Annotated in this window: 19 protein-coding genes and 5 tRNA genes; all 24 read right to left on the bottom strand. The window is 44.6% G+C overall.

Annotated elements, in window-relative coordinates; genetic code table 11:
• Positions 1-235 precede the first annotated feature (235 nt).
• Positions 236-592: a DNA transfer protein p32 gene (locus PGW99_RS01130; RefSeq protein WP_273778248.1), complete on the bottom strand. Its 357-nt coding sequence runs from the start codon at positions 590-592 to the stop codon at positions 236-238.
• 171 nt (positions 593-763) lie between these two features.
• Positions 764-4,957: a DNA-directed RNA polymerase subunit beta' gene (rpoC, locus tag PGW99_RS01125; RefSeq protein WP_273778247.1), complete on the bottom strand. Its 4,194-nt coding sequence runs from the start codon at positions 4,955-4,957 to the stop codon at positions 764-766.
• An 86-nt stretch (positions 4,958-5,043) separates the two neighbouring features.
• Positions 5,044-9,132: a DNA-directed RNA polymerase subunit beta gene (gene rpoB / locus PGW99_RS01120; protein ID WP_273778246.1), complete on the bottom strand. Its 4,089-nt coding sequence runs from the start codon at positions 9,130-9,132 to the stop codon at positions 5,044-5,046.
• Between the two features lie 304 nt (positions 9,133-9,436).
• Positions 9,437-9,808 carry a 50S ribosomal protein L7/L12 gene (gene rplL / locus PGW99_RS01115; RefSeq protein ID WP_004985065.1) on the bottom strand — a complete coding sequence of 124 codons (372 nt, stop codon included), beginning with the start codon at positions 9,806-9,808 and terminating at the stop codon, positions 9,437-9,439.
• A gap of 48 nt (positions 9,809-9,856) precedes the next feature.
• Complete coding sequence (gene rplJ / locus PGW99_RS01110) at positions 9,857-10,363, bottom strand: 50S ribosomal protein L10 (protein WP_273778245.1); 507 nt, start codon at positions 10,361-10,363, stop codon at positions 9,857-9,859.
• Between the two features lie 309 nt (positions 10,364-10,672).
• Complete coding sequence (gene rplA, locus PGW99_RS01105; protein WP_273778244.1) at positions 10,673-11,368, bottom strand: 50S ribosomal protein L1; 696 nt, start codon at positions 11,366-11,368, stop codon at positions 10,673-10,675.
• Positions 11,369-11,371: 3 nt separating this feature from the next.
• Entirely contained in the window at positions 11,372-11,800 is a 429-nt protein-coding gene (gene rplK / locus PGW99_RS01100; RefSeq protein ID WP_004637639.1) for a 50S ribosomal protein L11, read from the bottom strand.
• Between the two features lie 110 nt (positions 11,801-11,910).
• Complete coding sequence (gene nusG / locus PGW99_RS01095) at positions 11,911-12,444, bottom strand: transcription termination/antitermination protein NusG (protein ID WP_011182015.1); 534 nt, start codon at positions 12,442-12,444, stop codon at positions 11,911-11,913.
• A 7-nt stretch (positions 12,445-12,451) separates the two neighbouring features.
• The gene (gene secE, locus PGW99_RS01090; RefSeq protein WP_273778243.1) at positions 12,452-12,892 is read right to left on the bottom strand and encodes a preprotein translocase subunit SecE; all 441 of its coding nucleotides are present in this window, start codon (positions 12,890-12,892) and stop codon (positions 12,452-12,454) included.
• 75 nt (positions 12,893-12,967) lie between these two features.
• A tRNA-Trp gene (locus PGW99_RS01085) sits at positions 12,968-13,043 on the bottom strand.
• Positions 13,044-13,094: 51 nt separating this feature from the next.
• On the bottom strand, positions 13,095-14,285 hold the full coding sequence (gene tuf, locus PGW99_RS01080) for an elongation factor Tu (protein ID WP_273778242.1): 1,191 nt from the start codon (positions 14,283-14,285) through the stop codon (positions 13,095-13,097).
• 152 nt (positions 14,286-14,437) lie between these two features.
• Positions 14,438-14,512: transfer RNA gene (locus PGW99_RS01075), tRNA-Thr, on the bottom strand.
• A gap of 13 nt (positions 14,513-14,525) precedes the next feature.
• Positions 14,526-14,601: transfer RNA gene (locus PGW99_RS01070), tRNA-Gly, on the bottom strand.
• A 39-nt stretch (positions 14,602-14,640) separates the two neighbouring features.
• A tRNA-Tyr gene (locus PGW99_RS01065) sits at positions 14,641-14,724 on the bottom strand.
• Between the two features lie 52 nt (positions 14,725-14,776).
• Positions 14,777-14,852, bottom strand: a tRNA-Thr gene (locus PGW99_RS01060).
• A 98-nt stretch (positions 14,853-14,950) separates the two neighbouring features.
• The gene (trpE, locus tag PGW99_RS01055; protein WP_273778241.1) at positions 14,951-16,444 is read right to left on the bottom strand and encodes an anthranilate synthase component I; all 1,494 of its coding nucleotides are present in this window, start codon (positions 16,442-16,444) and stop codon (positions 14,951-14,953) included.
• Between the two features lie 119 nt (positions 16,445-16,563).
• Positions 16,564-17,241, bottom strand: a complete 678-nt coding sequence (locus PGW99_RS01050) for a phosphoglycolate phosphatase (protein ID WP_273778240.1) — start codon at positions 17,239-17,241, stop codon at positions 16,564-16,566.
• A 58-nt stretch (positions 17,242-17,299) separates the two neighbouring features.
• On the bottom strand, positions 17,300-17,935 hold the full coding sequence (locus tag PGW99_RS01045; RefSeq protein ID WP_273778239.1) for an FHA domain-containing protein: 636 nt from the start codon (positions 17,933-17,935) through the stop codon (positions 17,300-17,302).
• Between the two features lie 232 nt (positions 17,936-18,167).
• On the bottom strand, positions 18,168-18,494 hold the full coding sequence (locus PGW99_RS01040; protein WP_273778238.1) for an H-NS histone family protein: 327 nt from the start codon (positions 18,492-18,494) through the stop codon (positions 18,168-18,170).
• Positions 18,495-19,045: 551 nt separating this feature from the next.
• Entirely contained in the window at positions 19,046-20,239 is a 1,194-nt protein-coding gene (locus PGW99_RS01035) for a heme biosynthesis protein HemY (protein ID WP_273778237.1), read from the bottom strand.
• 4 nt (positions 20,240-20,243) lie between these two features.
• On the bottom strand, positions 20,244-21,104 hold the full coding sequence (locus PGW99_RS01030) for a hypothetical protein (RefSeq protein ID WP_273778236.1): 861 nt from the start codon (positions 21,102-21,104) through the stop codon (positions 20,244-20,246).
• A complete protein-coding gene (locus PGW99_RS01025; protein ID WP_273778235.1) occupies positions 21,101-21,874 on the bottom strand; it encodes a uroporphyrinogen-III synthase in 774 nt (257 codons plus the stop codon). The genes PGW99_RS01030 and PGW99_RS01025 overlap by 4 nt, the downstream gene beginning before the upstream one ends.
• A 2-nt stretch (positions 21,875-21,876) precedes the next feature.
• Positions 21,877-22,800 carry a hydroxymethylbilane synthase gene (gene hemC, locus PGW99_RS01020; RefSeq protein ID WP_273778234.1) on the bottom strand — a complete coding sequence of 308 codons (924 nt, stop codon included), beginning with the start codon at positions 22,798-22,800 and terminating at the stop codon, positions 21,877-21,879.
• Positions 22,801-22,897: 97 nt separating this feature from the next.
• Positions 22,898-23,641: a LytR/AlgR family response regulator transcription factor gene (locus tag PGW99_RS01015; protein WP_273778233.1), complete on the bottom strand. Its 744-nt coding sequence runs from the start codon at positions 23,639-23,641 to the stop codon at positions 22,898-22,900.
• Between the last annotated feature and the right edge of the window lie 14 nt (positions 23,642-23,655).

Raw genomic sequence — 23,655 nt, 5'->3', positions numbered from 1 at the left:
CAAGTTTAATTATTATTAATCCGAGTGATTTAATATGATTTATTAACCAGAATACATTATAAAATTACTTCTTTTTTATTAAGAATAAATTAAATAAACTATACTAATGAGACAAATTTTCGAAAAATAAGGGATATTTATATCACAAAAATTAAACAGGTTCTTTTCTATGGTTTTTTATATATCTTAAGAATGAAAAAAAAAGCGCCTGATCAGCGCTTTTTGTAAAAGAAAATTATTTTTTCTCTTGGATGGCTGCACCGGCCCCCCCACCAATCGCTCCACCAATGGCAGCACCAGCATTCCCTCCAATGACAGCTTCACCTACAATTGCCCCAATCCCGGCACCAATTGCACTGCTCGTCGTCGTGGTCTTGCTACTGCCTTGCGAATTGGCTCCCACACCAGCACCAACAGCTGCACCTATTGCACCACCTACTTTACCACCCACAGCATTTCCTGCGCCACCACCAACAGCGCCACCTAGTGCCGCTGCACCGATCCGTTGATCAGCCGTACTCATGCTTTCACAGCCGGTCAAAAGTAGACCGGATGTCATCATCATGAAGACGATCGCTAAAGACTTTTTCATGAGATCTTCCCTCTTATTTTTCCCTTTCTTTAGCATAAGATCAAATGATGAAGTAATACGTAAGCATATGTAGCGAACTAGAGTAAATAGGGGCTAATTTTGTAAAAAGATAAGATCGATCACAACAAAAAAAGGAGCCCTCAGGCTCCTCTTTTGATCATTAGCTTAAACTTAGAATTGCTCTTGGTTTAAAGCTTGAGAAAAAGCTTGATCCACTTCAGAGAAGTCATTCACTAAAGCATGCTCTGCAGCTTCGGCTTCCTGACGACGACGCTCCAAATGATAAGCAAGACCTGTACCCGCTGGAATCAAACGACCCACGACAACGTTCTCTTTCAAACCACGCAGGTCATCTTCTTTACCGGTTACAGCTGCTTCAGTTAACACACGCGTCGTTTCCTGGAACGATGCAGCCGAAATGAACGAATCAGTAGAAAGCGATGCTTTGGTAATACCCATCAATTGACGTTCAAACTTCGCAGGGAACTTGTTCTGGGCAAGTACTGCTTGGTTTTCTTGAACTACGCGGATGTAATCCACTTGTTCGCCTTTGATAAAGCTTGTATCACCACCATCGGTAATTTCAACTTTACGCAACATTTGACGTACGATGACTTCAATGTGCTTGTCGTTGATTTTTACACCTTGCAGACGGTAAACATCCTGAACTTCGTTCACGATGTAGTTGGTCAACGCCACTTCACCTTTCAGACGTAAAATGTCATGCGGGTTTTGTGGACCATCGGAAATGGTTTCACCACGGTTCACATGTTCACCTTCGAACACGTTGATGGTACGCCATTTCGGAATCAGTTCTTCATAGATCTCAGAACCATCATCCGGCGTAATTACCAAACGGTTCTTACCTTTGGTCTCTTTACCGAAGCTCACGATACCAGACACTTCTGCCAAGATCGCATGTTCTTTTGGTTTACGTGCTTCGAACAAGTCGGCAACACGTGGCAGACCACCGGTAATATCACGGGTACGTGAAGATTCTTGTGGGACACGACCAATAACGTCACCGACACCAATGGTTTCACCATCACGTACAGTCACAATCGTGTTCTGTGGCAAGAAGTAGAACTGTTCGCCACCATCTGCAGTATCCAACACAATCGCTGGACGCAAATCTTTACCTGATGCAGGACGTGAAGTCACAGGCAAGATTTCAACGGTGGTCATACCTGTAGCATCATCAGTTTTCGAAGTCGCTGTTACGCCATCGGCAATTTGCGAGAAGCGGACTTTACCAGCAACTTCTGTAACCAATGGATGGGTATGCGGATCCCAAGTCGCAACAATTCCACCAGCTTCAACGGCTTCACCATCTTTGATAATGATGTTGGCACCATATGGAATCTTATAGCGTTCACGCTCACGGCCTAACTCATCGGCAATACCAATCTCGCCTGAACGAGAGGTTGAAACCAGATGGCCTTTGGCGTGCTGTACGGTTTTCACATTATGGAAACGTACTGTACCTTTGTTACGTACTTGGATGCTGTTCGCGGCAGAAGTTCGGCTCGCTGCACCACCCACGTGGAAGGTACGCATGGTTAACTGTGTACCTGGCTCACCAATCGATTGCGCTGCCATAACACCGACAGATTCGCCTGGGTTCACCAAGTGACCGCGTGCCAAGTCACGACCGTAACATTTCGCACAGACACCGAAGCTAGATTCACAGCTTACGACTGAACGAACGCGGATTTCATCGATACCCGCTTCTTCAAGTAAAGAAGCAATTTTCTCATCGATCAATGTGTTACGAGGGAACAGAACTTCTTCTGTACCTGGACGTTTCACATCATCAGCAATCACACGACCCAATACGCGGTCACGTAATGGTTCGATCACGTCACCGCCTTGAATTAACGGCGTCATGACTAGGCCACCTAAAGTGCCACAATCCGGCTCAGTGATCACCAAGTCTTGTGCTACGTCAACCAGACGACGGGTCAAGTAACCTGAGTTCGCAGTTTTCAATGCGGTATCGGCCAAACCTTTACGCGCACCGTGTGTCGAAATGAAGTACTGAAGTACCGTCAAACCTTCACGGAAGTTCGCTTTAATTGGGGTTTCAATGATCGAGCCATCCGGCTTCGCCATCAAACCACGCATACCCGCCAACTGACGAATCTGTGCTGCACTACCACGCGCACCCGAATCAGACATCATGTAGATGCTGTTGAATGATTTTTGCTTCTCATCTTCACCCTGTTTGTTCTTCACAGTGGTGAAAGACAAGTTGTCCATCATCGCTTTAGCAACCTGGTCGTTGGTGCGTGCCCAGATATCGACCACTTTGTTATAACGTTCGCCGGCAGTTACGAAACCTTGTTCGAACTGTTGTTCGATTTCACGGACTTCGGCTTCAGCCTTATCGATAATCGTATGCTTAGCTGGTGGAATCACCATGTCTTCCATACCAACCGATACGCCTGAACGTGTTGCTTGACGGAAGCCCAAGTACATCAATTGATCCGCGAAGATAACGGTATCTTTTAGACCCAATTTACGGTAGCAAGAGTTGATCAGTTTTGAGATGTTTTTCTTGGTCATCTCAAGGTTGATCTGTTCGAAGCTTAAACCTTGTGGCACAACTTCCCAAAGCAAGCAACGACCTGGTGTGGTATCGACAATAATCGTTTGATGTTCTTTTTCACCGTCGTCATTGATCACAGTTTGGTGAACACGTACTTTTACGCGGGCATGTAAATTTACCTGACCGGTTGCAAGAGCACGGTTCACTTCATGCGTATCCGCAAACACCATGCCTTCACCTTTGGCATTTACTGCATCACGGGTGATGTAGTAAAGACCCAAGACCACGTCCTGAGACGGTACGATGATTGGTTCACCGTTGGCTGGAGACAAAATGTTGTTGGTTGACATCATCAAGGCACGCGCTTCAAGCTGTGCTTCAAGGGTCAATGGTACGTGTACCGCCATTTGGTCACCGTCGAAGTCGGCGTTAAACGCAGCACAGACGAGCGGATGTAAACGGATCGCTTTACCTTCAATCAGGATAGGCTCAAACGCTTGTAGACCCAAACGGTGCAGGGTTGGTGCACGGTTCAACATCACTGGGTGCTGACGAATCACAGAAGCAAGAACGTCCCAAACTTCTGGCGTTTCACGCTCAACCATTTTCTTTGCAGCTTTAATGGTGGTTGCCTGGCCAGAAGCTTGTAGTTTCGCGAAAATGAATGGCTTGAACAGTTCAAGTGCCATTTTCTTCGGAAGACCACATTGGTGCAAACGTAAAGTTGGACCTACAGTAATAACAGAACGACCAGAGTAATCGACACGCTTACCGAGCAAGTTCTGACGGAAACGACCTTGTTTACCTTTGATCATATCTGCCAAAGATTTTAATGGGCGTTTGTTCGAACCAGTAATCGCACGACCGCGACGACCGTTATCCAGCAAGGCATCGACAGATTCTTGCAACATACGTTTTTCGTTACGTACGATGATATCTGGCGCAGCCAAGTCAAGAAGACGTTTCAAACGGTTGTTACGGTTGATCACACGACGGTAAAGGTCGTTCAGATCCGAAGTCGCGAAACGACCACCTTCAAGAGGAACCAACGGACGAAGGTCTGGTGGAAGTACTGGCAGTACGTTCATCACCATCCATTCTGGCTTGTTGTTCGACTCTTTGAACGCTTCCATCAATTTCAAGCGCTTAGAAGCTTTCTTGAGTTTGGTTTCAGACGTGGTTTGTGGGATTTCTTCACGTAGGCGTGCAATTTCCGCTTCAAGATCGATGTCTTTCAACAAGTCTTGAACCGCTTCTGCACCCATTTTCGCGCTGAATTCGTCACCGTGTTCTTCTAACGCGTTGAAATATTCTTCATCGGTTAAAAGCTGGTATTTCTCCATTGGCGTCATGCCAGGATCAGTCACGACGTATGATTCGAAATACAATACACGTTCGATATCACGTAGCGTCATATCCAGCAATAAACCGATACGGCTTGGCAGTGATTTCAAGAACCAGATGTGCGCGACTGGAGATGCAAGTTCGATGTGACCCATACGTTCACGACGAACTTTTGCCGTTGTGACTTCAACGCCACATTTCTCACAAATGACGCCTTTGTATTTCATACGCTTGTATTTACCACACAAGCATTCGTAATCTTTTACTGGACCAAAGATTTTGGCACAGAACAAACCGTCACGTTCCGGTTTGAAAGTACGGTAGTTAATGGTTTCCGGCTTTTTCACTTCACCGTGAGACCATGACTTAATCATTTCTGGTGACGCAAGACCAATACGGATACGGTCAAACTCAACGGGTACATGACCGTCTGAGTCCGTCTTTTTGCGCATGATATCGAGCAAGTCTTTCAATTTTTTTCTCCGTGTGTCGGGGAGCTTGGCTCACCCGACTGGGTCACAAATATTGTGTTTACCTGAAAATTCGTGAGGCTTAAGCCTTAATCACCATTTTTCAGTTCAATGTTGATACCTAAAGAACGGATCTCTTTGGTCAATACGTTGAACGATTCAGGCATGCCCGGATCCATATAATGGTTGCCATCTACAATGTTCTTATAGATGCGTGTACGTCCTTCGACGTCATCCGATTTCACTGTCAGCATTTCTTGTAGCGTGTACGCTGCACCATATGCTTCAAGTGCCCAAACCTCCATCTCACCGAAACGCTGACCACCGAACTGCGCTTTACCACCCAATGGTTGTTGCGTTACAAGCGAGTAAGAACCGGTAGAACGCGCATGCATCTTGTCATCAACCAAGTGGTTCAGTTTGAGCATGTACATGTAACCTACAGTTACAGGACGGTCAAATTTCTCACCGGTACGGCCATCATACAAGTCCATTTGACCTGTTTTTGAATAACCAGCCAGATCAAGCAATTCTTTAATCTGAGACTCTTCCGCACCATCGAATACAGGAGTTCCTAATGGAACACCGGCACGCAAGTTACCTGAAAGTTTCAAGATTTCTTCATCAGTCAGGGTATCAAGCTGTTCCTGCTCACCACCAACCTTGTTGTAAATCTTGTCAAGGAATTCACGCAATTCAAGGATCGTACGCTGCTGTTTGAGCATCTTGTCGATTTGCTCACCCAAGCCTTTCGCTGCCAAGCCCAAGTGAGTTTCGAGAATCTGACCCACGTTCATACGCGATGGTACGCCGAGCGGGTTCAATACCACGTCTACTGGAACACCATTGGCATCGTGCGGCATGTCTTCAACTGGTAGAATGTTAGATACAACACCCTTGTTACCGTGACGACCCGCCATCTTATCACCTGGCTGGATACGACGTTTAACGGCCAAGTAGACTTTCACAACTTTCAATACGCCCGTGGTGAGTTCATCACCAGTCGAAAGTTTGCGTTTCTTCTCAGCAAAACGTTCATCAATTTCTGCGCTCTTCTCTTTCAAGAACACTTGAATTTGTGATAAACGCTCAGCAATGGCTTCATCTACTGGCTGGATTTCAAGCAGATCAACCAGCTCTAAACCTGACAATACGTCTTCAGACAGTTTGTCACCACGTTTAGTGCTACCACCACCATTCGAAACTTGGTTATTCAACAGGCGGATAATACGTTCACGTGCTGCTTCTTCGAAGATTTTGTATTCTTCTTTCAAGTCTTTGCGGTAAGCATCCAATTGCGCTTTTTCAATCGCCAATGCACGGTCATCTTTTTCCAGACCGTCACGGGTGAAGACTTGAACGTCAATGACTGTACCTTTAGTACCAGATGGAACACGTAAAGAGGAGTCTTTAACGTCTGCCGCTTTTTCACCGAAGATTGCACGAAGCAATTTTTCTTCAGGTGTTAATTGCGTTTCGCCTTTTGGTGTCACTTTACCGACAAGGATGTCCCCTGCAGTGACTTCAGCACCAATATAAACGATACCGGATTCATCCAGTTTAGACAGCGCAGCTTCACCAACGTTCGGAATATCCGCAGTGATTTCTTCAGCACCCAACTTGGTATCACGTGCAACACATGACAATTCCTGGATGTGAATCGATGTTAAACGGTCTTCCTGAAGAACACGCTCAGAGAGCAAGATCGAGTCTTCGTAGTTGTAACCATTCCAGGTCATGAACGCAACGCGCATGTTTTGACCAAGCGCCAATTCACCACCATCGGTTGATGGACCATCGGCCAATACATCACCACGACCGACTTTATCACCCAGATTCACAAGAACTTTCTGGTTGATACAGGTGTTCTGGTTCGAACGTGTGTATTTGATCAGGTTATAGATATCTACACCGGCTTCGCCTGCGACCATTTCGTCTTCATTAACACGAATCACCACACGTGATGCGTCAACGAATTCAATCGTACCGCCACGTTTCGCAATCACACACACACCTGAGTCACGCGCAACGTTGGCTTCCATACCGGTACCAACCAACGGTTTATCCGCGATCAGCGTTGGAACTGCCTGACGTTGCATGTTCGAACCCATCAATGCACGGTTCGCGTCATCGTGTTCAAGGAACGGAATAAGTGATGCAGCAACAGAAACGACCTGTTGTGCAGATACGTCCATATGCGTCACTTTTTCTGGTGGCATACGTACAAATTCACCTTGATGACGAACAGAAACGAATTCTTCAGTCAACTGACCTTCCGCACCAATTGCCGAGTCGGCCTGTGCAATCACAGTACCCACTTCTTCAATCGCAGATAGGTATTCAACTTCGTCTGTTACACGACCATCAACCACTTTACGATACGGTGTTTCCAAGAAACCGAAGTCATTGGCTTTCGCATAAACAGAAAGCGAGTTGATCAAACCAATGTTTGGACCTTCAGGTGTTTCAATTGGACATACACGACCATAATGCGTCTGGTGTACGTCACGCACTTCGAAGCCTGCACGTTCACGCGTCAAACCACCTGGACCGAGTGCAGAAACACGACGCTTGTGCGTGATTTCAGACAATGGGTTGTTTTGGTCCATGAACTGAGACAACTGGCTTGAACCAAAGAATTCTTTGATCGCTGCAGCTACTGGTTTAGCATTGATCAAATCTTGTGGCGACAAGTTATCAGTTTCAGCTTGTGAAAGACGCTCTTTCACCGCACGTTCAACACGGACCAAACCTACACGGAATTGGTTTTCAGTCATTTCACCGACTGAACGGACACGACGGTTACCCAAGTGGTCGATATCGTCGACTTCACCTTTACCGTTACGGATTTCAACCAAAGTACGAAGTACATCAATGATGTCATCATGTGACAGGATGCCTTCAACTTCACGTGACTTCTGATCAGTACCAACTTCGTAAGGACGACCCAAACGACGGTTGAACTTCATACGACCGACTGGAGAAAGATCATAACGCTCAGAAGAGAAGAACAGGTTATTGAACAGGTTCTCTGCGGCTTCTTTGGTTGGTGGCTCGCCTGGACGCATCACTTTATAAATTTCGACCAGTGCTTCTTCACGACCAGAAGTTGTATCGGCACGTAAAGAATCCGCAACGAATGAACCACGGTCAATGTCATTGGTGAACAGGATGTTAAACTGTTTAACACCACCTTCAGCCAATTTCACCATGATCTCATGGCTCAATACGGTATTGGCTTCAATCACTGAACCATCACGTAATTCAACATTTTCTGCGACGATACGTTCGTACAGGTATTCATCAGGTACAGAAAGCTTCTGGATGCCCGCAGCTTCCATCTGACGTACGTGACGCGCATTAATACGTTTGCCTTGCTCAACAATCACTTTACCGTCATTGTCCGCAATGTCGAATTGCGCCATTTCGCCACGTAGACGCTCTGGAACGAGGTCAATCTGGTAGCTGCCCATATCCAAGTACACTGGCACTTTTTCGTAGAACAAATTCAGGATCTGTTCATTGTTATAGCCTAGCGCACGCAGGATCACGGTTGCCAATAATTTACGACGACGGTCAATACGTACATAAACCAGATCTTTGGCATCAAATTCGAAGTCTAACCATGAACCGCGATAAGGAATGATACGTGCTGAATACAACACTTTACCACTAGAGTGGGTCTTACCTTTGTCATGGTCAAAGAATACGCCTGGCGAACGGTGCAACTGAGATACGATTACACGCTCAGTACCGTTAATCACAAACGTACCGTTTTCGGTCATGAGTGGAATTTCACCCATGTACACTTCTTGTTCACGAACGTCTTTGATTGATTTTGTTTCGCGATCTTTAATGATCAAACGAATTTTAACGCGCATAGGTGCCGCATAAGTCGAGCCGCGAAGGATACATTCGCGTACATCGAACTCAGGTTTACCTAGGCTATACTCAACAAATTCTAAAGCAGCATTGCCAGAATAACTTTCAATCGGAAAAACTGAACGAAATGCGGCTTGGAGACCGATATCTTCGCGGTTTTTTGGAGTTTTGCCATCTTGCAAGAAAGTTCTGTACGAGTCGACTTGAATCGCGAGCAGGTACGGAGCTTCCATGACTTGGGGCAATTTACCAAAATTCTTACGGATCCGTTTCTTTTCGGTATATGAGTATGCCATCTGGAGTCCTCGGAAAGTAAACTAAGCCGCCTGCAGAACGGACTTAGAAGGAATTACGCAGGCCGATATGGCCACCACTGTTTACAAATGCTGCAATTTTAGTGGTATAAAAACGCTTAACAATATTTTCACAGCAATAAAAATACTGGTAAACATTTGATCTTTATTCATTTATTCTTGAATTTGACGATTATTTTATCGAACAAACAAAAATCGAGCCGATTATTGTAACGCAAAAAGGCTGATGACCCAAGAGCCATCAGCCATTTTATGGAGCCGATTAAAAAATCGACTCCTTAAAGAATTACTTAAGTGTAACTGTAGCACCAGCTTCTTCAAGTTTCTTCTTAAGTTCTTCGCCTTCTTCTTTAGAAACGCCTTCTTTAAGAACTTGTGGAGCACCTTCAACAAGATCTTTCGCTTCTTTAAGACCAAGGCCAGTTGCTTCACGAACTGCTTTAATTACAGCAACTTTGTTCGCGCCGAAAGAAGTCAACTCAACGTTGAATTCAGTTTGTTCTTCAGCAGCAGCAGCGCCAGCGCCTGGAGCAGCAGCAACAGCTACAGCAGCAGCAGATACGTTGAATTTCTCTTCGAAAGCAGAGATAAGTTCAACAAGCTCAAGAACAGTTTTTTCAGCAACTGCGTTTAGGATTTCTTCGTTAGTTAAAGCCATGAGAGTAACTCCAAATGGATATTGAATGGTGTGAAAGTAGATTCAAGCTTAAGCAGCTTCTGACTCGTTTTTCTCTTTGAGCGCTGTAATGAGGCGACCCAATTTCGAAATAGGAGCTTGAAGAACAGACGCAAGCATAGTAAGTGCTTTTTCTTGGTTCGGAAGATTCGCGATCACGCTAACGTCAGCACCTTCATAAACCTTGCCATCAAAGGCAGCAGCTTTAAGTTCAAATGCTTTGTTAGTTTTTGCAAATTCTTCGAACAAACGAGCAGCAGCGCCCATATCGTCTTCAGAAGTCGAGAAAGCTAAGATTGTTGGGCCAACAAGGTTGTCGTTCAAGATATTGAATTGAGTATCTTGAAGAGCACGTTTAGCCAAAGTATTACGCACGATACGTGTAGTAACACCAAGCTTACGAGCTTCAACACGAAGAGCAGTTAATTGCTCAACAGTTAAACCTTGATAGTCAGCAACAACAGCAGCAAACGCTGTAGAAGCAACTTCAGCTACTTCAGCAACGATCTGTTTTTTGTCTTCGATAAGAAGAGCCATTGTAAAACCTCCTAACGGTGATTTATGCGCTTACGCGAAGCACACTCCCAATTCGTAAATCCATCACTGGACTTACACGCGGAGGAGGAATAAATCACACCACCGCGTCTACGCAGGCTGGAGTATTAAGAAGAATGTTATTCCGAAAAACAACATCCCTCGCCTGAGGTCTTTGACGCTGATAAATTTACATTTATCAATTCAAAGTCTGCCTAAGTTCGCAAAATACGACAGAGCGTTTCTTGCGTAAGTTTTAAAGCAGGGCTTTAAAACTTACTCAGGGCTTTAAAATTCTGTCTAAGTCGTGACTTAGCTAGAAACGTTGTTCACATCAACAGTCAGACCAGGACCCATAGTTGAGCTCAAAGTGATCTTCTTGATGTAGACACCTTTAGAAGTTGCTGGCTTCAATTTTTTCAAGTCAGCAATCAAAGTTTCAACGTTTTGACGAACAGCTTCAGCAGCAAAATCTACCTGACCGATCGCAGCATGGATAATACCTGCTTTGTCTACACGGTAACGTGCTTGACCAGCTTTCGCATTTTTCACAGCGCCAGCAACGTCAGGAGTTACAGTACCCACTTTCGGGTTTGGCATTAAGCCACGTGGACCAAGAATCGTACCCAACTTACCTACAACACGCATTGCGTCTGGAGCAGCGATCACAACATCAAAGTCAAGATTGCCACCTTGGATGCTTTCAGCAAGGTCATCGAAACCAACGATGTCTGCACCAGCAGCTTTAGCCGCCTCAGCTTGCGCGCCTTGAGCAAATACTGCTACGCGTACAGTTTTACCTGTACCAGCAGGAAGAGTCGTAGCACCACGAACCACTTGGTCAGATTTACGTGGATCAACACCAAGATTTACTGCGATATCCAAAGATTCTTTGAACTTAGCAGCAGGCAAGCTAGCAAGAACCTGTACAGCTTCTTCCAAAGTGTAAACTTTGTTTGCTTCTACAGCAGCAGCAATGGCTTTTTGACGTTTAGTTAACTTTGCCATATCTTATAGCTCCACTTCCAAGCCCATAGAACGTGCAGAACCAGCGATGGTACGAACACGCGCGTCTAAATCAGCACCAGTTAAATCTGGTTCTTTAGTAGTCGCGATTTCTTCTAACTGAGCACGAGTCAACTTACCAACTTTAGTTTTGTTCGGTACAGATGAACCCTTTTGGATACCCGCAGCCTTCTTAAGAAGAATAGATGCAGGAGGAGTTTTCATGATGAATGTGAACGACTTGTCGTTGTACACAGTGATCACGACTGGAATTGGTAGACCCACTTCAAGTTTTTGTGTAGCAGCATTGAATTCTTTACAGAATGCCATGATGTTTACACCACGTTGACCCAATGCAGGACCAATCGGTGGAGATGGATTCGCTTTACCAGCTGGAACTTGCAGCTTGATATAGCCGTCAATCTTCTTAGCCATTTCAAATTACCTCTGGGTACAAACGCTGTTAGGCTCCCCAATCATTCACGTAACAGTATTGTTACAATAACAATGCCCGACTAAATCGGGCGTTTTTCAACCAATTCAGATCAAATCGTTTTTTCGACTTGACGAAACTCCAGCTCAACCTGAGTTGGTCGGTTAAATACATTAATCGTCAACGTTAAACGTGACTTCTCGTATTGAACTTCTTCCACCACGCCTTTAAAGTCGGTGAATGGACCATCAATTACAAGTAATTCTTCACCTGGTTCAAACATCGTCTTCGGACGAGGTGCTTCACCAGTATTGCGCACACGAGCAAGAATCGCATCTGCTTCTTTTTGCGTAATTGGTGCCGGTTTTTCTGCCGTACCACCAATAAAACCAAGCACTTTCGGACATTCTTTCACGATGTGCCAAGTTTCATCATTCATTTCCATTTCGACTAACACATAGCCTGGAAAGAATTTACGCTCAGACTTACGCTTCTTGCCATCCTTCATTTCTACCACTTCTTCGGTAGGAACAAGAACTTCACCAAAACTATCGGCAACAGCGCTACGCTGGATTCGCTCATTCAGTGAACGCATCACCTGCTTTTCATAACCAGAATAGGCATGAATAATATACCAACGTTTCATAGCTCTTTTACCCGATAATTAGCTTAATCAACCAACCCAACGCGTAATCAAAACCCCACAATACCAGTGAGGCCACAACTACAACCAACAACACCTGCCAAGAGGTACTGACAGTTTCCTGTTTGGTTGGCCAAGTGACTCGACGCAGCTCGACTCGCGAATCTTTCAATAAACGCGAAAAGCCTTTGCCTTGATGGGTGGCGTATAATAAACCTAAAGCCACGATGATACAAGCCAAAATTACCCCAACGCGCACCCAAATATCATTTGCTGGTGCCCAGTACGCTGGCAAATGCTGATTCACCAAGGTTGCAGCAATTAATAATCCTAATGCAATCACCCAGAGCACAATATCTAAAGGCGAACTCGAACCAACAACTTCAGCAGGATTATTTCTTTGAGGGATAGGCGCTTCGCTTAATGCGTCACGCGATTTATCATTCGACATTTTTGTACTCGTCGTAGAATTCGCGACTTATTATAGGACAGTTCAGCCAGCATCAAGCTTTTTATTTAGAAAAAATGGCAGGCCAGGAGGGACTCGAACCCCCAACATTCGGTTTTGGAGACCGACGCTCTACCAATTGAACTACTGGCCTACAACACAAACCGAGAACCGTAGCTCCCGGCTTGCAACACAACTTATTATATTATGCAGTTACTTTCGCAACAACACCAGCACCTACAGTACGACCACCTTCACGGATCGCAAAACGTAGACCTGGGTCCATTGCGATTGGGTGGATCAATTCTACTGACATTTCAACGTTGTCGCCTGGCATAACCATTTCAACGCCTTCTTTCAACTGGATCGCACCAGTTACGTCAGTTGTACGGAAGTAGAACTGTGGACGGTAACCATTTAGGAATGGAGTGTGACGACCACCTTCTTCTTTAGAAAGTACGTATACTTCTGCGTCGAATTTAGTGTGCGGCTTAATTGTACCTGGTTTAGCAAGTACTTGACCACGTTGTACGTCTTCACGCTTAGTACCACGAAGAAGAACACCACAGTTCTCGCCCGCACGGCCTTCGTCAAGAAGTTTACGGAACATTTCAACGCCAGTAACAGTTGTTTTCGTAGTATCACGGATACCAACGATTTCAACCTCTTCACCAACTTTGATGATACCTGCTTCTACACGGCCAGTTACGACTGTACCACGACCAGAAATAGAGAATACGTCTTCGATTGGCATCAAGAATGCTTTGTCGATAGCACGTTCTGGTTCTGGAATGTAAGAGTCAAGCGCTTCAACAAGAGCAAGAACAGAAGACTCGCCATATTGACCAGCATCACCATTAAGTGCTGCAAGCGCAGAACCACGGATCACTGGAGTGTCATCACCTGGGAAGTCATAAGTAGAAAGAAGTTCACGAACTTCCATTTCAACTAGCTCAAGAAGCTCTTCGTCGTCTACAAGGTCGCATTTGTTCAAGAATACGATGATGTAAGGTACACCTACCTGACGAGAAAGAAGGATGTGCTCACGAGTTTGTGGCATTGGACCGTCAGTCGCAGCACACACAAGGATCGCGCCGTCCATCTGAGCAGCACCAGTAATCATGTTTTTAACGTAGTCGGCGTGTCCTGGGCAGTCAACGTGCGCGTAGTGACGAGTTGGAGAGTCGTATTCTACGTGTGAAGTATTAATGGTAATACCACGTGCTTTTTCTTCAGGAGCAGAGTCGATTTGTGAGTAATCTTTCGCTTCACCGCCGTAAGTTTTTGCACAGATAGTTGCAATCGCAGCAGTAAGAGTAGTTTTACCATGGTCAACGTGACCGATTGTGCCCACGTTTACGTGTGGTTTATTACGTTCAAACTTGGCTTTAGCCATGATGATCATCCTCGTTTACGTCGAACAAAACCCTGAGACCACTCAGTTCCGACATATCACCTAAAAAAAATCAGACGCTTAATACTTGAAAAGCAGACTTAAAAGCCTGCTTCTTTAAAAATTTTGTAGTTAAAACTACTAAGCTGTATATCTGGAGCTCTTATCGAGATTTGAACTCGAGACCTCTCCCTTACCAAGGGAGTGCTCTACCACTGAGCTATAAGAGCGATAATCTTCGGATGGAGCGGGAGACGAGGATCGAACTCGCGACATGCAGCTTGGAAGGCTGCCGCTCTACCAACTGAGCTACTCCCGCACAGTGTTGGTACAATAACACTTCATTCGAAGTTAAAGTTGGTGGTGAGAGAAGGATTCGAACCTTCGAAGCTTACGCGACAGAGTTACAGTCTGTTCCCTTTGACCGCTCGGGAATCTCACCATATCACACTTATTTCAGTGCAGTTCTTTACGATTTTACACACTCTAGAAGATGGTGCCGGCACACGGATTCGAACTGTGGACCTACTGATTACAAGTCAGTTGCTCTACCAACTGAGCTATGCCGGCTCTTTCTATCGTTTCGTACATTTCGTATCGGAACGGTGTGCAGTTTAGCAAAACTTTCAGCGCATGCAAGCGGTTTTTCAAAAAAAACCGCTAAAAACTCATAAAATCAAACCATTTGATGATAATTCAACCGCTTTGATCACTGCGCGAGCTTTTATTTGGGTTTCATTCCACTCAGATTCTGGATTTGAGTCTGCAACCACCCCTGCACCTGCCTGTACATAGACCTTATTTTCACGAATCACGCAGGTACGAATCGCAATCGACATGTCCATTTCACCATGCCAACCCAAATAACCCACTGCCCCACCAAAAACACCACGCTTTAATGGTTCAACTTCATCAATAATTTCCATAGCACGGATTTTTGGTGCACCTGAGAGCGTACCTGCTGGGAAAGTTGCCTTAAAAACATCCAGGGCATCGACACCATCACGTACTTCGGCCTGCACATTGGACACAATATGCATGACATGCGAATAACGTTCGATTACCATTTGATCAGTGACTTGCACTTTACCAATTTTGGCCACGCGTCCGACATCATTACGCCCTAAATCGATCAGCATGAGATGCTCGGCGATTTCTTTTTCATCCGACAGTAAATCTTTTTCCAGCGCTAGATCTTCTTCTTTGGTTTTACCGCGTGGACGTGTACCGGCAATCGGACGCACGGTGGCAATGCCATTTTCCAGGCGAGACAGAATTTCCGGTGAAGAACCGACAATATGAAACGGTTTTTTATTATCTAGCGTCTGTCCTTGCACAAGGAACAAATAGGGGGATGGATTTAAGTGACGTAAAGCACGATAGACTGAGATCGGATCACCATCGAAATCCGACACCATACGCTGCCCTGGCACCACCTGCATGACATCCCCGGCGCGAATGTATTTTTTGACCTTATTCACAGTCGCAATGTACTTCTCTTTGCCCGTCATGGATTCAAAATGCGGCGGGGTGTGTGGTTTCGCCTGCAACTGTACCGGCTGTGCCAATAACGCTTCAATCTGATCCAAGACCTGTTCGGCTTGGGCATAGGCATCCGCTTGCGCTGCATCCGCATGCGTAATCAAAAACAGCGTATCTTTTAAATTATCAAACACAATCACCGTCTTGGACAGCATCATCCAGATATCCGGCAAACCCACCGGATCAGCTTCAGGAATATTTTTCAGCTTAGGCTCAATATAACGTACCGCATCATAACCAAAATAGCCGACCAATCCTCCGGTAAAGCTTGGCAAACCTGGTACCAAGTCATGTCCAGGCACTTTATATTGCTGCTGGAAATCACGGATAAACTGAAACGGATCCTGACACTCCTGAGTCAACAACTCACCATCCGGTTGCTGGATGGTCAGTAAGCCTTCATTGCAAGAGAAGATCGTGGACTCACCCAAACCAATAATGGAATAGCGCGCCCAGTTTTCACCCCCTTCGACCGATTCAAATAAATAGGCTTGAGGATGGTCTTTTAAACGTGCAAAAACCGATAAAGGCGTTTCAGTATCGGCCAAGCGCTGACGGTAAACCGGAATGGTGTTATAACCGGCATGTTGAAGCTGTTCAAATTGTGCAAGTGTTGTCATAAGGAATCTCTAATCGGGTTCGATGGATCAAGTGATGTTCGCGTTATGAATCTGAGTGACGCCATCGAAAAACCGTACAATGCTGCATTCCTATTTCCTTCCACATTTGAAACACCCCTTTATTGAGGGGTACTGATTAATTCTCTTAAGTCATCAATTACTTGTTGTGGCTGACAACAATAAATATCTTCACCATGATTATAGCCATAGCTGACCACAATACAATCTATACCGGCTTGGCGTGCGGCTTCAACATCATTGCTCGAATCACCAATCATTAAAGTCGTGTGGAGATGACTGTGTAAGACCTCGACACTATGTAATAACGGCAATGGGTGCGGTTTTTTCTGGGGCAGACTGTCACCTCCCAATACCAGTTGGAAGTAATGCGAGAGCTTTAATTGCTGCAATAGCCCTTTTGCCAAATGTTGCGGTTTATTGGTGACACAGGCCATTTTCAGCTGCTGTTCCTGACAATAGTCCAGAAACTCAGCTACACCCGGATAAATTTGAGTATTTACACAGAGATCCGCAGCATAAACCTGCATAAACTTTTGCAACAATTGCTGATGCTCCAAAGCCTCTACCTTACCTGTGATATGTTGCAATGCCGCTTCACAAAGTTTTGCAGCTCCCTTACCCACCCAGACACGCACCTGTGCTTCAGTCACTAGCGGCATTTGCATGCTGTTTAGGCTGATATTGAGCGCTCGGAATAAATCTGCGGCCGAATCAACCAGCGTGCCATCCAGGTCAAAAAGAATAAGATCACGTTGAGCCAACTGAGCAATTGACATATACACATCCTCAAAAAGATAAAGGCATGCCAAGCATGCCTTAAGCCCACCAGATGGGTTACTTCAATAGCAACCACGCCAAGACAGCCAAAATCACCAAACTAATAATGGTAATTAAGCCGATAGAGGCATTTTTCTGCTGTTCTTTTTCCTGCGCAACACGAGACACAGGCTCAGTAATAGCAACCGGCTCTGGTTCTCTCTTGGCATTTAAATCAATACCCTCAGGAATCGGTGCTGGTTTAGGTACAGCAACACGCTGTGGCATCCCATCACGATTCACGGACACTTCCGCTGCACGTTCATTCAGACTCGGCATGCCTTGATCAGCCATCTGCTCTGCCGCGGTTTTTGTAGTTTCAACAACAGGTTCAATCCCAATTTCTGGCACATCTAAGGCTGAAGCTGCTGCAGAAACTGTAAATTTCAGGCTGGCAAACTGAATGGTATCACCACTATTCAGTAAAGTTTCATTCTGAATACGGACTTCATTTACAAAAGTACCATTCGATGAGTTCAAATCTTGTAACCATAAGCCCTGCTCTTTTAGTAAAAAAGCCGCATGGCGACGTGAAATCTCAGCGGACTGCAAAAGAATATCAGCATCCTGATGGCGTCCGACCAGCATATCACGATCAATATTAATTTCCTGCCCCGCAAATTCACCGGTAATTGCTTGCAATTTCCAAGTCATGAAACTCTCTTTCAGTTTATGATTTGCATTTATCATAACATGCTATCGCAACAGTGCTGCGTTCGATCTGTTACGACACTGGTCGAACTTAATCTGACACTATCCCATAGTTTGCACACAGCAAATTGCACAAAGATAGTTTAAATTGTATAAAATTCAGCACAAATAAAAAAAGCCCAGTGTTTCCACTCGGCTTTTAAAATAAAAAGGGTCAACAGATAAAACAGCCAGGTTAAATCAGAAAGTCCTCAAGGTTTGCACCTTTTTCCAGTTCAGCAACCAACCAGCGTGGTTGTTTCCCACGACCAGTCCAGGTCTCTTCTGGATTATTACGATTACGGTAGCGAGGCTCTACAGATTTACGTGTGGTTTGTTTACGCTTTTGCGCACCCATTTCCATAATCTGTTCAATGCTTAAGCCAACATTTTCAGCAATTGCCATGATCTGATTATAAGCGTCTTCGATTGCTTGATCTTTTTTTGATTCAATTAAAGCTTCAGCTTCAAGCTGTAAACGTTTTAATTCATCGACAGAAAGGTTACTTAAATCCGGTTTCATCTTTGGTTAACTCTCCAAATACAGTTCATAATAATTATGCACGGTGAAATCAATTTCACCGCAATAATATTTTTATTAAATTAAATAATCAAGAGTTAAATATTTTCTACATAACAATAATTAACAAAAATAATGGCATCGATTAATTAACACCATATGATTTAAAAGCTTAATTTAATCTGAATTCCTATTTTTTAGTTATTCAAAAATAAAAATGACTATTCTATGACTATTAAGATAACTTTAAGATTCACCTGTTTTGCTTCCAATACTCAACATTTATCTTAATTTTTCATTCTCATTGGTAAGAAGAGGTAAAACTATAGCCGTATCTTATTTTTCGATAAATCTCCAAGTAAAGAGTGGACCAATAATGTATATAAAAAGCTCAACCAAATTAATGAACAATGATTCATAAAACAAGTTATAAAAATAAACACTGTTCTCATATTTATACAATATAAAAACAAAATATATGGATAAGGTACGCGGTTAGTTTAATTAAAACAACTAACCACAGTATCGCTTATAATTTTTATTAATCACTCAAATTATATTTTAATTTCTATAAAATTAGCATCTTTTTCAAAGATATAATTTAACTGTACAATCAAGTCATCCCGGCCTTTTAACACTGATTTAATACGCAAATAACTCATCAAAACATTATCAGGATAACGATCCAATAATTGATCCGCAGCCTCATTCTGTCCTGTTGCATCATAGATATACCATTCGGCAAAAGTTAATACGGGTACACCTGGATATCTAGCTTGAAGCTGAAAAATATGAGCTTCAATACGTCCATAATCTGGTTGTTGTTTGAGTAACTGTTGCTGAAACCACAGATAAAACACTTCCTGATTAAACTGCTCATTCAGCAACTGCAGTGCTAGATGCTCATGTGCAACCGCCATTTCTGGCATTCGGGCCAAGAGCTTCAGCCAGAGCATCCGAGTCGCGTAGCTACGTTGTTCAATTTGTTCTTCCAAATCTAGATAGCGTTGTTGTAAGGCCTGCAAATCATCGATTGAAGCTTGATCAAATTGCTGTAATAACTGTTGCAACCAGAGTAGTTTAGTTTCAGCTTCTAAATGACCATAACGCGTCGAACGCAAATACGCCCACGGATGTTGTATCGCAAACATTCCCCAGAGCACCGTTAAACGCTGCTGATAAGCAACTTGGATCTCCTGTAACCACGGCGATAAAGTATGCTGACTTAAAAACTCTAGATGCGTTAAGGCCTGCTCAGCATTTTTTTGCGTCAAATAAATTTCTATACGCTGTATTTCCACCAATTCAAAAGCCATCGCAGGCGTTTGCTCTAAACTTTTTAATGCCTGCTCATACTGACCTTGCATGACTGCCAGACGAGCAGCCATTACACCTTTCAATAAACCAGACTGTAAAAAGACCTGTTCAATAAAAGACTGCTGATCACGTCCCGCATCGAGTAACCAAATCACGGCAAGCTGTTCATAGGGATGTAGGTGCTTGAAATTGAGTACACTTTCAGTTTCACGTTGCTTGCGGGTTAAATAACGCTTCAAAGCTAACCAACAGAGCTGTAAAAATAAACTCAATAGGGCCAACGTGAAAAATAGCACCCACAAATTACTTTGGATCTGCCAATCGCGCCATAGGAGATAGACATAACCTGGACCATACCCATAACTCAACAAACTGAGCAATGCGATTAACAACAAACCAATAAAGGCATAGGCCAATAAAATCGCTTTCATTGCATTATGCTCCACCCAAGACAGCTTGCACTGCTAATTTAGGGGCAGGCAACACGGGCAAACTTTTCGCTTTGAGCAATCGCTGTTTTAACTGTTGACTACCCTGATCAGGTAACATTTCTAGTTGCTGAATCACAGTATTCAAAATTTCTTGATATTCTAAATATTGTCCTTTTAATAAAGCCTGTCGAGCCAATAACAAACGCAGTTGAGCTTCTTTTAAAATCAGTGAACGATTAGCTAGCTCAACATTTGGCTGTTTTACACGTTCAACTTGCAGCCATTTTTGCCAAAAATGCTGTGGCTCCAGTTGACCTGGGTTAAGCACAGAATTTTGCAAAGTTTGCGTCAACAAACGGTCTATCTGCCCTAACAAAGCATCCAGTGTATTTTGCTGGGCGTTACGTGCAACGACATATTGCTGTATCGTCATGCGATCTTTCGCTAAAACTTGATGCAAGCTTTGTTTGAGTGCGGGAGATAAATCATACGTTTCCAGCTCGCGATCTAAGCGATTCAATTGCTCAATCGCATAGATATATTGTTGTTGTTGCAATGCAAACTGGATCAGTTCACTGTGCTGTTGAATCACACGTACGGGTTCCACACCCTGAAGTGCAACGAGCTGAGCCGCTGATGGATTTTGCTGTGAGGAAGTGGTTGAAGAAGGTACGGACGTCACTGTAGATGGTACTTGTCGCTGCAAGGCCACTACTTCATCATTCAAGGCAGCATTGTTTTGCTCAAGTTTTACGAGTTTATCTTGTAGTTGAACCCACTCTCCGTGGATCTGAAACACATCGTAAGATACTTTTCCCAACCAGACCAAGCTCAGGATAATCAACACGCCAACAACTTTCTTCATGCTTCCTCTTGCCACACTTTAATCTGCTGTAAAATGGTTTCCGGTTGTAAATTGGCTAATTGCAATACATGTAAAGGCTGCGGGACATCCGCCTGTTGCAGTAAATCAGATAAACGCGGCCCCAAGACTAAAAAGTGAAAATCAGACCATGGCAATTCATCACGATCAATCAAAGACAGCCAGTTTAGCCAGCTCGCTTCACTCGTCACCAACATCCAGACCGGTGCCGGCTTCTGATGCAGGATAGGCAACCACTCCTGCCAGGTGGTGAGCGTCTCTTTCGGGCAGACACGCTGATACAACACAAAATTCAGAATACGCACACCTTGCTGCTGCAAATGCTGCATCATAAACTGGCGTCCACCTTCTCCACGCCAGAACGCAATGGTATTGACTGATGTCTGCTGAAACAACGGAAGACTCAACATGCCCTCTGAAGTTTCCACCTCGGGCACATGGCTAGAAATTCCGTATTCAGCGAGGACCTGTGCCGTAGCTTTACCCACAGCAATCCATTGTACAGATGCGAGTAGCTGTAGACTAATTCCGGCCTGTTGCAAGTACTGCATTCCGATTCGTACCGCAGTAGGACTAACCACCACCACCATATCCGCTTGCGGCAGCTCAGCATAAAGTGTGGCCAAGGCAGGTGTCCATACACAAGCACTCAACTCTAGGAGCGGCAGACTTTTGACCCGGATACCCTCTGCAGTCAACGCAGCAGTTAAGTTATCCGCACGATCTTGTGGACGCGTATTAATAAACCACATGCTTAAGATTGGTATAGCGCCTGCAACAATTCCCCAGCTCCTTGATCCAGCAAGTTCTTCGCCAGTTGCTGCCCCAACTGTTCAGCCTCTGCTGTAGGACCTGTGACTTGTGCGACCAAAAGTGTTTGACCATCAGCACTTCCCACTCGCCCTTCGAGAGACAATTGTCCTTCAGACAATGTAGCATAACCTGCAATCGGTACCTGACACCCCCCTTCTAAATAGGCATTCATGGCACGCTCGGCACGCACACAAGCAGAGGTTTCGCTGTGTAGCAAGGGTGCAATCAAATCAAGAACAGTCTCATCATTTGCACGACATTCCAGTCCTAAGGCACCCTGTCCAACAGCGGGTAAGCTAATTTCAGCAGCCAAGCTATGACGGATACGCTGGGCCAAGCCTAAACGTTTCAATCCCGCACTGGCTAAAATAATCGCGTCATAATCACCTGCATCTAGCTTCGACAAGCGTGTGCCGACATTGCCACGCAAATCAATAATCGTTAAATCCGGGCGTTGCTTCAGAATCTGGCATTTACGGCGCAAACTCGATGTACCAACTTTGGCACCCGCAGGTAATTCATCAAAATGAGAGTAATGATTGGAAACAAAAGCATCGAGCGGATCTTCACGCTCACAGATCCCTCCCAAAATTAACCCTTCAGGTAACGCCATCGGCACATCTTTCATGGAGTGCACGGCCAGATCAGCACGACCATCGAGCAAAGCTGCTTCTAATTCTTTTACGAATAGCCCCTTACCGCCAATTTTTGCCAAAGGGGTATCCAGAATTTTGTCCCCTTGCGTGACAAAAGTCACCAGCTCAACTGTCAGATCAGGATACAGATCCATTAAACGGGCACGGATATGTTCAGCTTGCCATAAAGCCAATGGACTCTGCCGGGTTGCGATCTTCAAGGTTTTCATAAATCTGAGACAGGTGAAATAAACAGACTCTAAAATTAACCTGCTGACTCAAAAATGCAAGTAAATTATGCGGGTTCATCTAAAGGTAGTCATATGATTAAAGCTTATGAATACGCTCACGCAATCCTGGGAGATGGCGACGGCTGACTGCAAGACGTTCAGCCAGCTCACGACAACGAACCTGATATTGACCACTACTCACCAACTCCAAACCATCCAGATAATCCACAGCAACCAGCGCATTGCGATGAATCCGAATAAAACGCTCTTCAAATTCCTGTTCTAATTCTTTTAAGGTTTCGTCAATCAGGACGCTACCATGTTTATGTCGTACCGTGACATATTTCTGATCTGCCAGAAAATAATAAACGTTTTCAACGGGAATCAGCTCCACACCACGATACGTTTTGGCTGAAATCTGATGGCGTTGAGCTTTAGAACAGGATGTATCTGTCGCTTGCTGGCTCAAATGGCTTACCTGTGCCTGATTGAGCTTGGTCAGATTATCCAGGACCTGTTGCAACTCACTGGCTGCAATCGGTTTTAACAAATAACCATCCGCCTGCGATTTGAATGCTTCAAGTGCATAATCATCATAGGCAGTACAGAACACAATCGCTGGCATCGGCTCCAATTGACTCAATTGTTGAGCACAACTCAGACCATCCATCTCTGGCATTTGAATGTCCAATAACACCACATCCGGCTCACATTGCTTGACCAGTTCGAGTGCTTGCTGGCCATGTTGTGCGGTGGCCACGACCTGATGCCCTAAATTGGTCACCAAACGAGATAAGCGTTCCACTGCGAGTGCTTCATCATCACAGATCAGGATATCCATGTTCTCTCCTTACC

The organism is Acinetobacter sp. GSS19 (assembly GCF_028621895.1).
In the GTDB taxonomy this organism is placed as follows: Bacteria; Pseudomonadota; Gammaproteobacteria; order Pseudomonadales; family Moraxellaceae; genus Acinetobacter.
Note: the sequence above shows the minus strand (reverse complement) of the source record. Positions and strands in the feature narration are given on the sequence as shown.

Bases quoted from the DNA above. Each gene is read 5' to 3' on its own strand.
- secE (WP_273778243.1), bottom strand. From the start codon at position 12,892: ATGTCGAATGATAAATCGCGTGACGCATTAAGCGAAGCGCCTATCCCT.
- PGW99_RS01050 (WP_273778240.1), bottom strand. From the start codon at position 17,241: ATGTCAATTGCTCAGTTGGCTCAACGTGATCTTATTCTTTTTGACCTG.
- tuf (WP_273778242.1), bottom strand. From the start codon at position 14,285: ATGGCTAAAGCCAAGTTTGAACGTAATAAACCACACGTAAACGTGGGC.
- PGW99_RS01030 (WP_273778236.1), bottom strand. From the start codon at position 21,104: ATGAAGAAAGTTGTTGGCGTGTTGATTATCCTGAGCTTGGTCTGGTTG.
- hemC (WP_273778234.1), bottom strand. From the start codon at position 22,800: ATGAAAACCTTGAAGATCGCAACCCGGCAGAGTCCATTGGCTTTATGG.
- PGW99_RS01045 (WP_273778239.1), bottom strand. From the start codon at position 17,935: ATGACTTGGAAATTGCAAGCAATTACCGGTGAATTTGCGGGGCAGGAA.
- PGW99_RS01035 (WP_273778237.1), bottom strand. From the start codon at position 20,239: ATGAAAGCGATTTTATTGGCCTATGCCTTTATTGGTTTGTTGTTAATC.
- PGW99_RS01015 (WP_273778233.1), bottom strand. From the start codon at position 23,641: ATGGATATCCTGATCTGTGATGATGAAGCACTCGCAGTGGAACGCTTA.
- rplL (WP_004985065.1), bottom strand. From the start codon at position 9,808: ATGGCTTTAACTAACGAAGAAATCCTAAACGCAGTTGCTGAAAAAACT.
- rplA (WP_273778244.1), bottom strand. From the start codon at position 11,368: ATGGCAAAGTTAACTAAACGTCAAAAAGCCATTGCTGCTGCTGTAGAA.
- PGW99_RS01025 (WP_273778235.1), bottom strand. From the start codon at position 21,874: ATGTGGTTTATTAATACGCGTCCACAAGATCGTGCGGATAACTTAACT.
- rpoB (WP_273778246.1), bottom strand. From the start codon at position 9,132: ATGGCATACTCATATACCGAAAAGAAACGGATCCGTAAGAATTTTGGT.
- PGW99_RS01130 (WP_273778248.1), bottom strand. From the start codon at position 592: ATGAAAAAGTCTTTAGCGATCGTCTTCATGATGATGACATCCGGTCTA.
- PGW99_RS01040 (WP_273778238.1), bottom strand. From the start codon at position 18,494: ATGAAACCGGATTTAAGTAACCTTTCTGTCGATGAATTAAAACGTTTA.
- trpE (WP_273778241.1), bottom strand. From the start codon at position 16,444: ATGACAACACTTGCACAATTTGAACAGCTTCAACATGCCGGTTATAAC.
- nusG (WP_011182015.1), bottom strand. From the start codon at position 12,444: ATGAAACGTTGGTATATTATTCATGCCTATTCTGGTTATGAAAAGCAG.
- rplJ (WP_273778245.1), bottom strand. From the start codon at position 10,363: ATGGCTCTTCTTATCGAAGACAAAAAACAGATCGTTGCTGAAGTAGCT.
- rplK (WP_004637639.1), bottom strand. From the start codon at position 11,800: ATGGCTAAGAAGATTGACGGCTATATCAAGCTGCAAGTTCCAGCTGGT.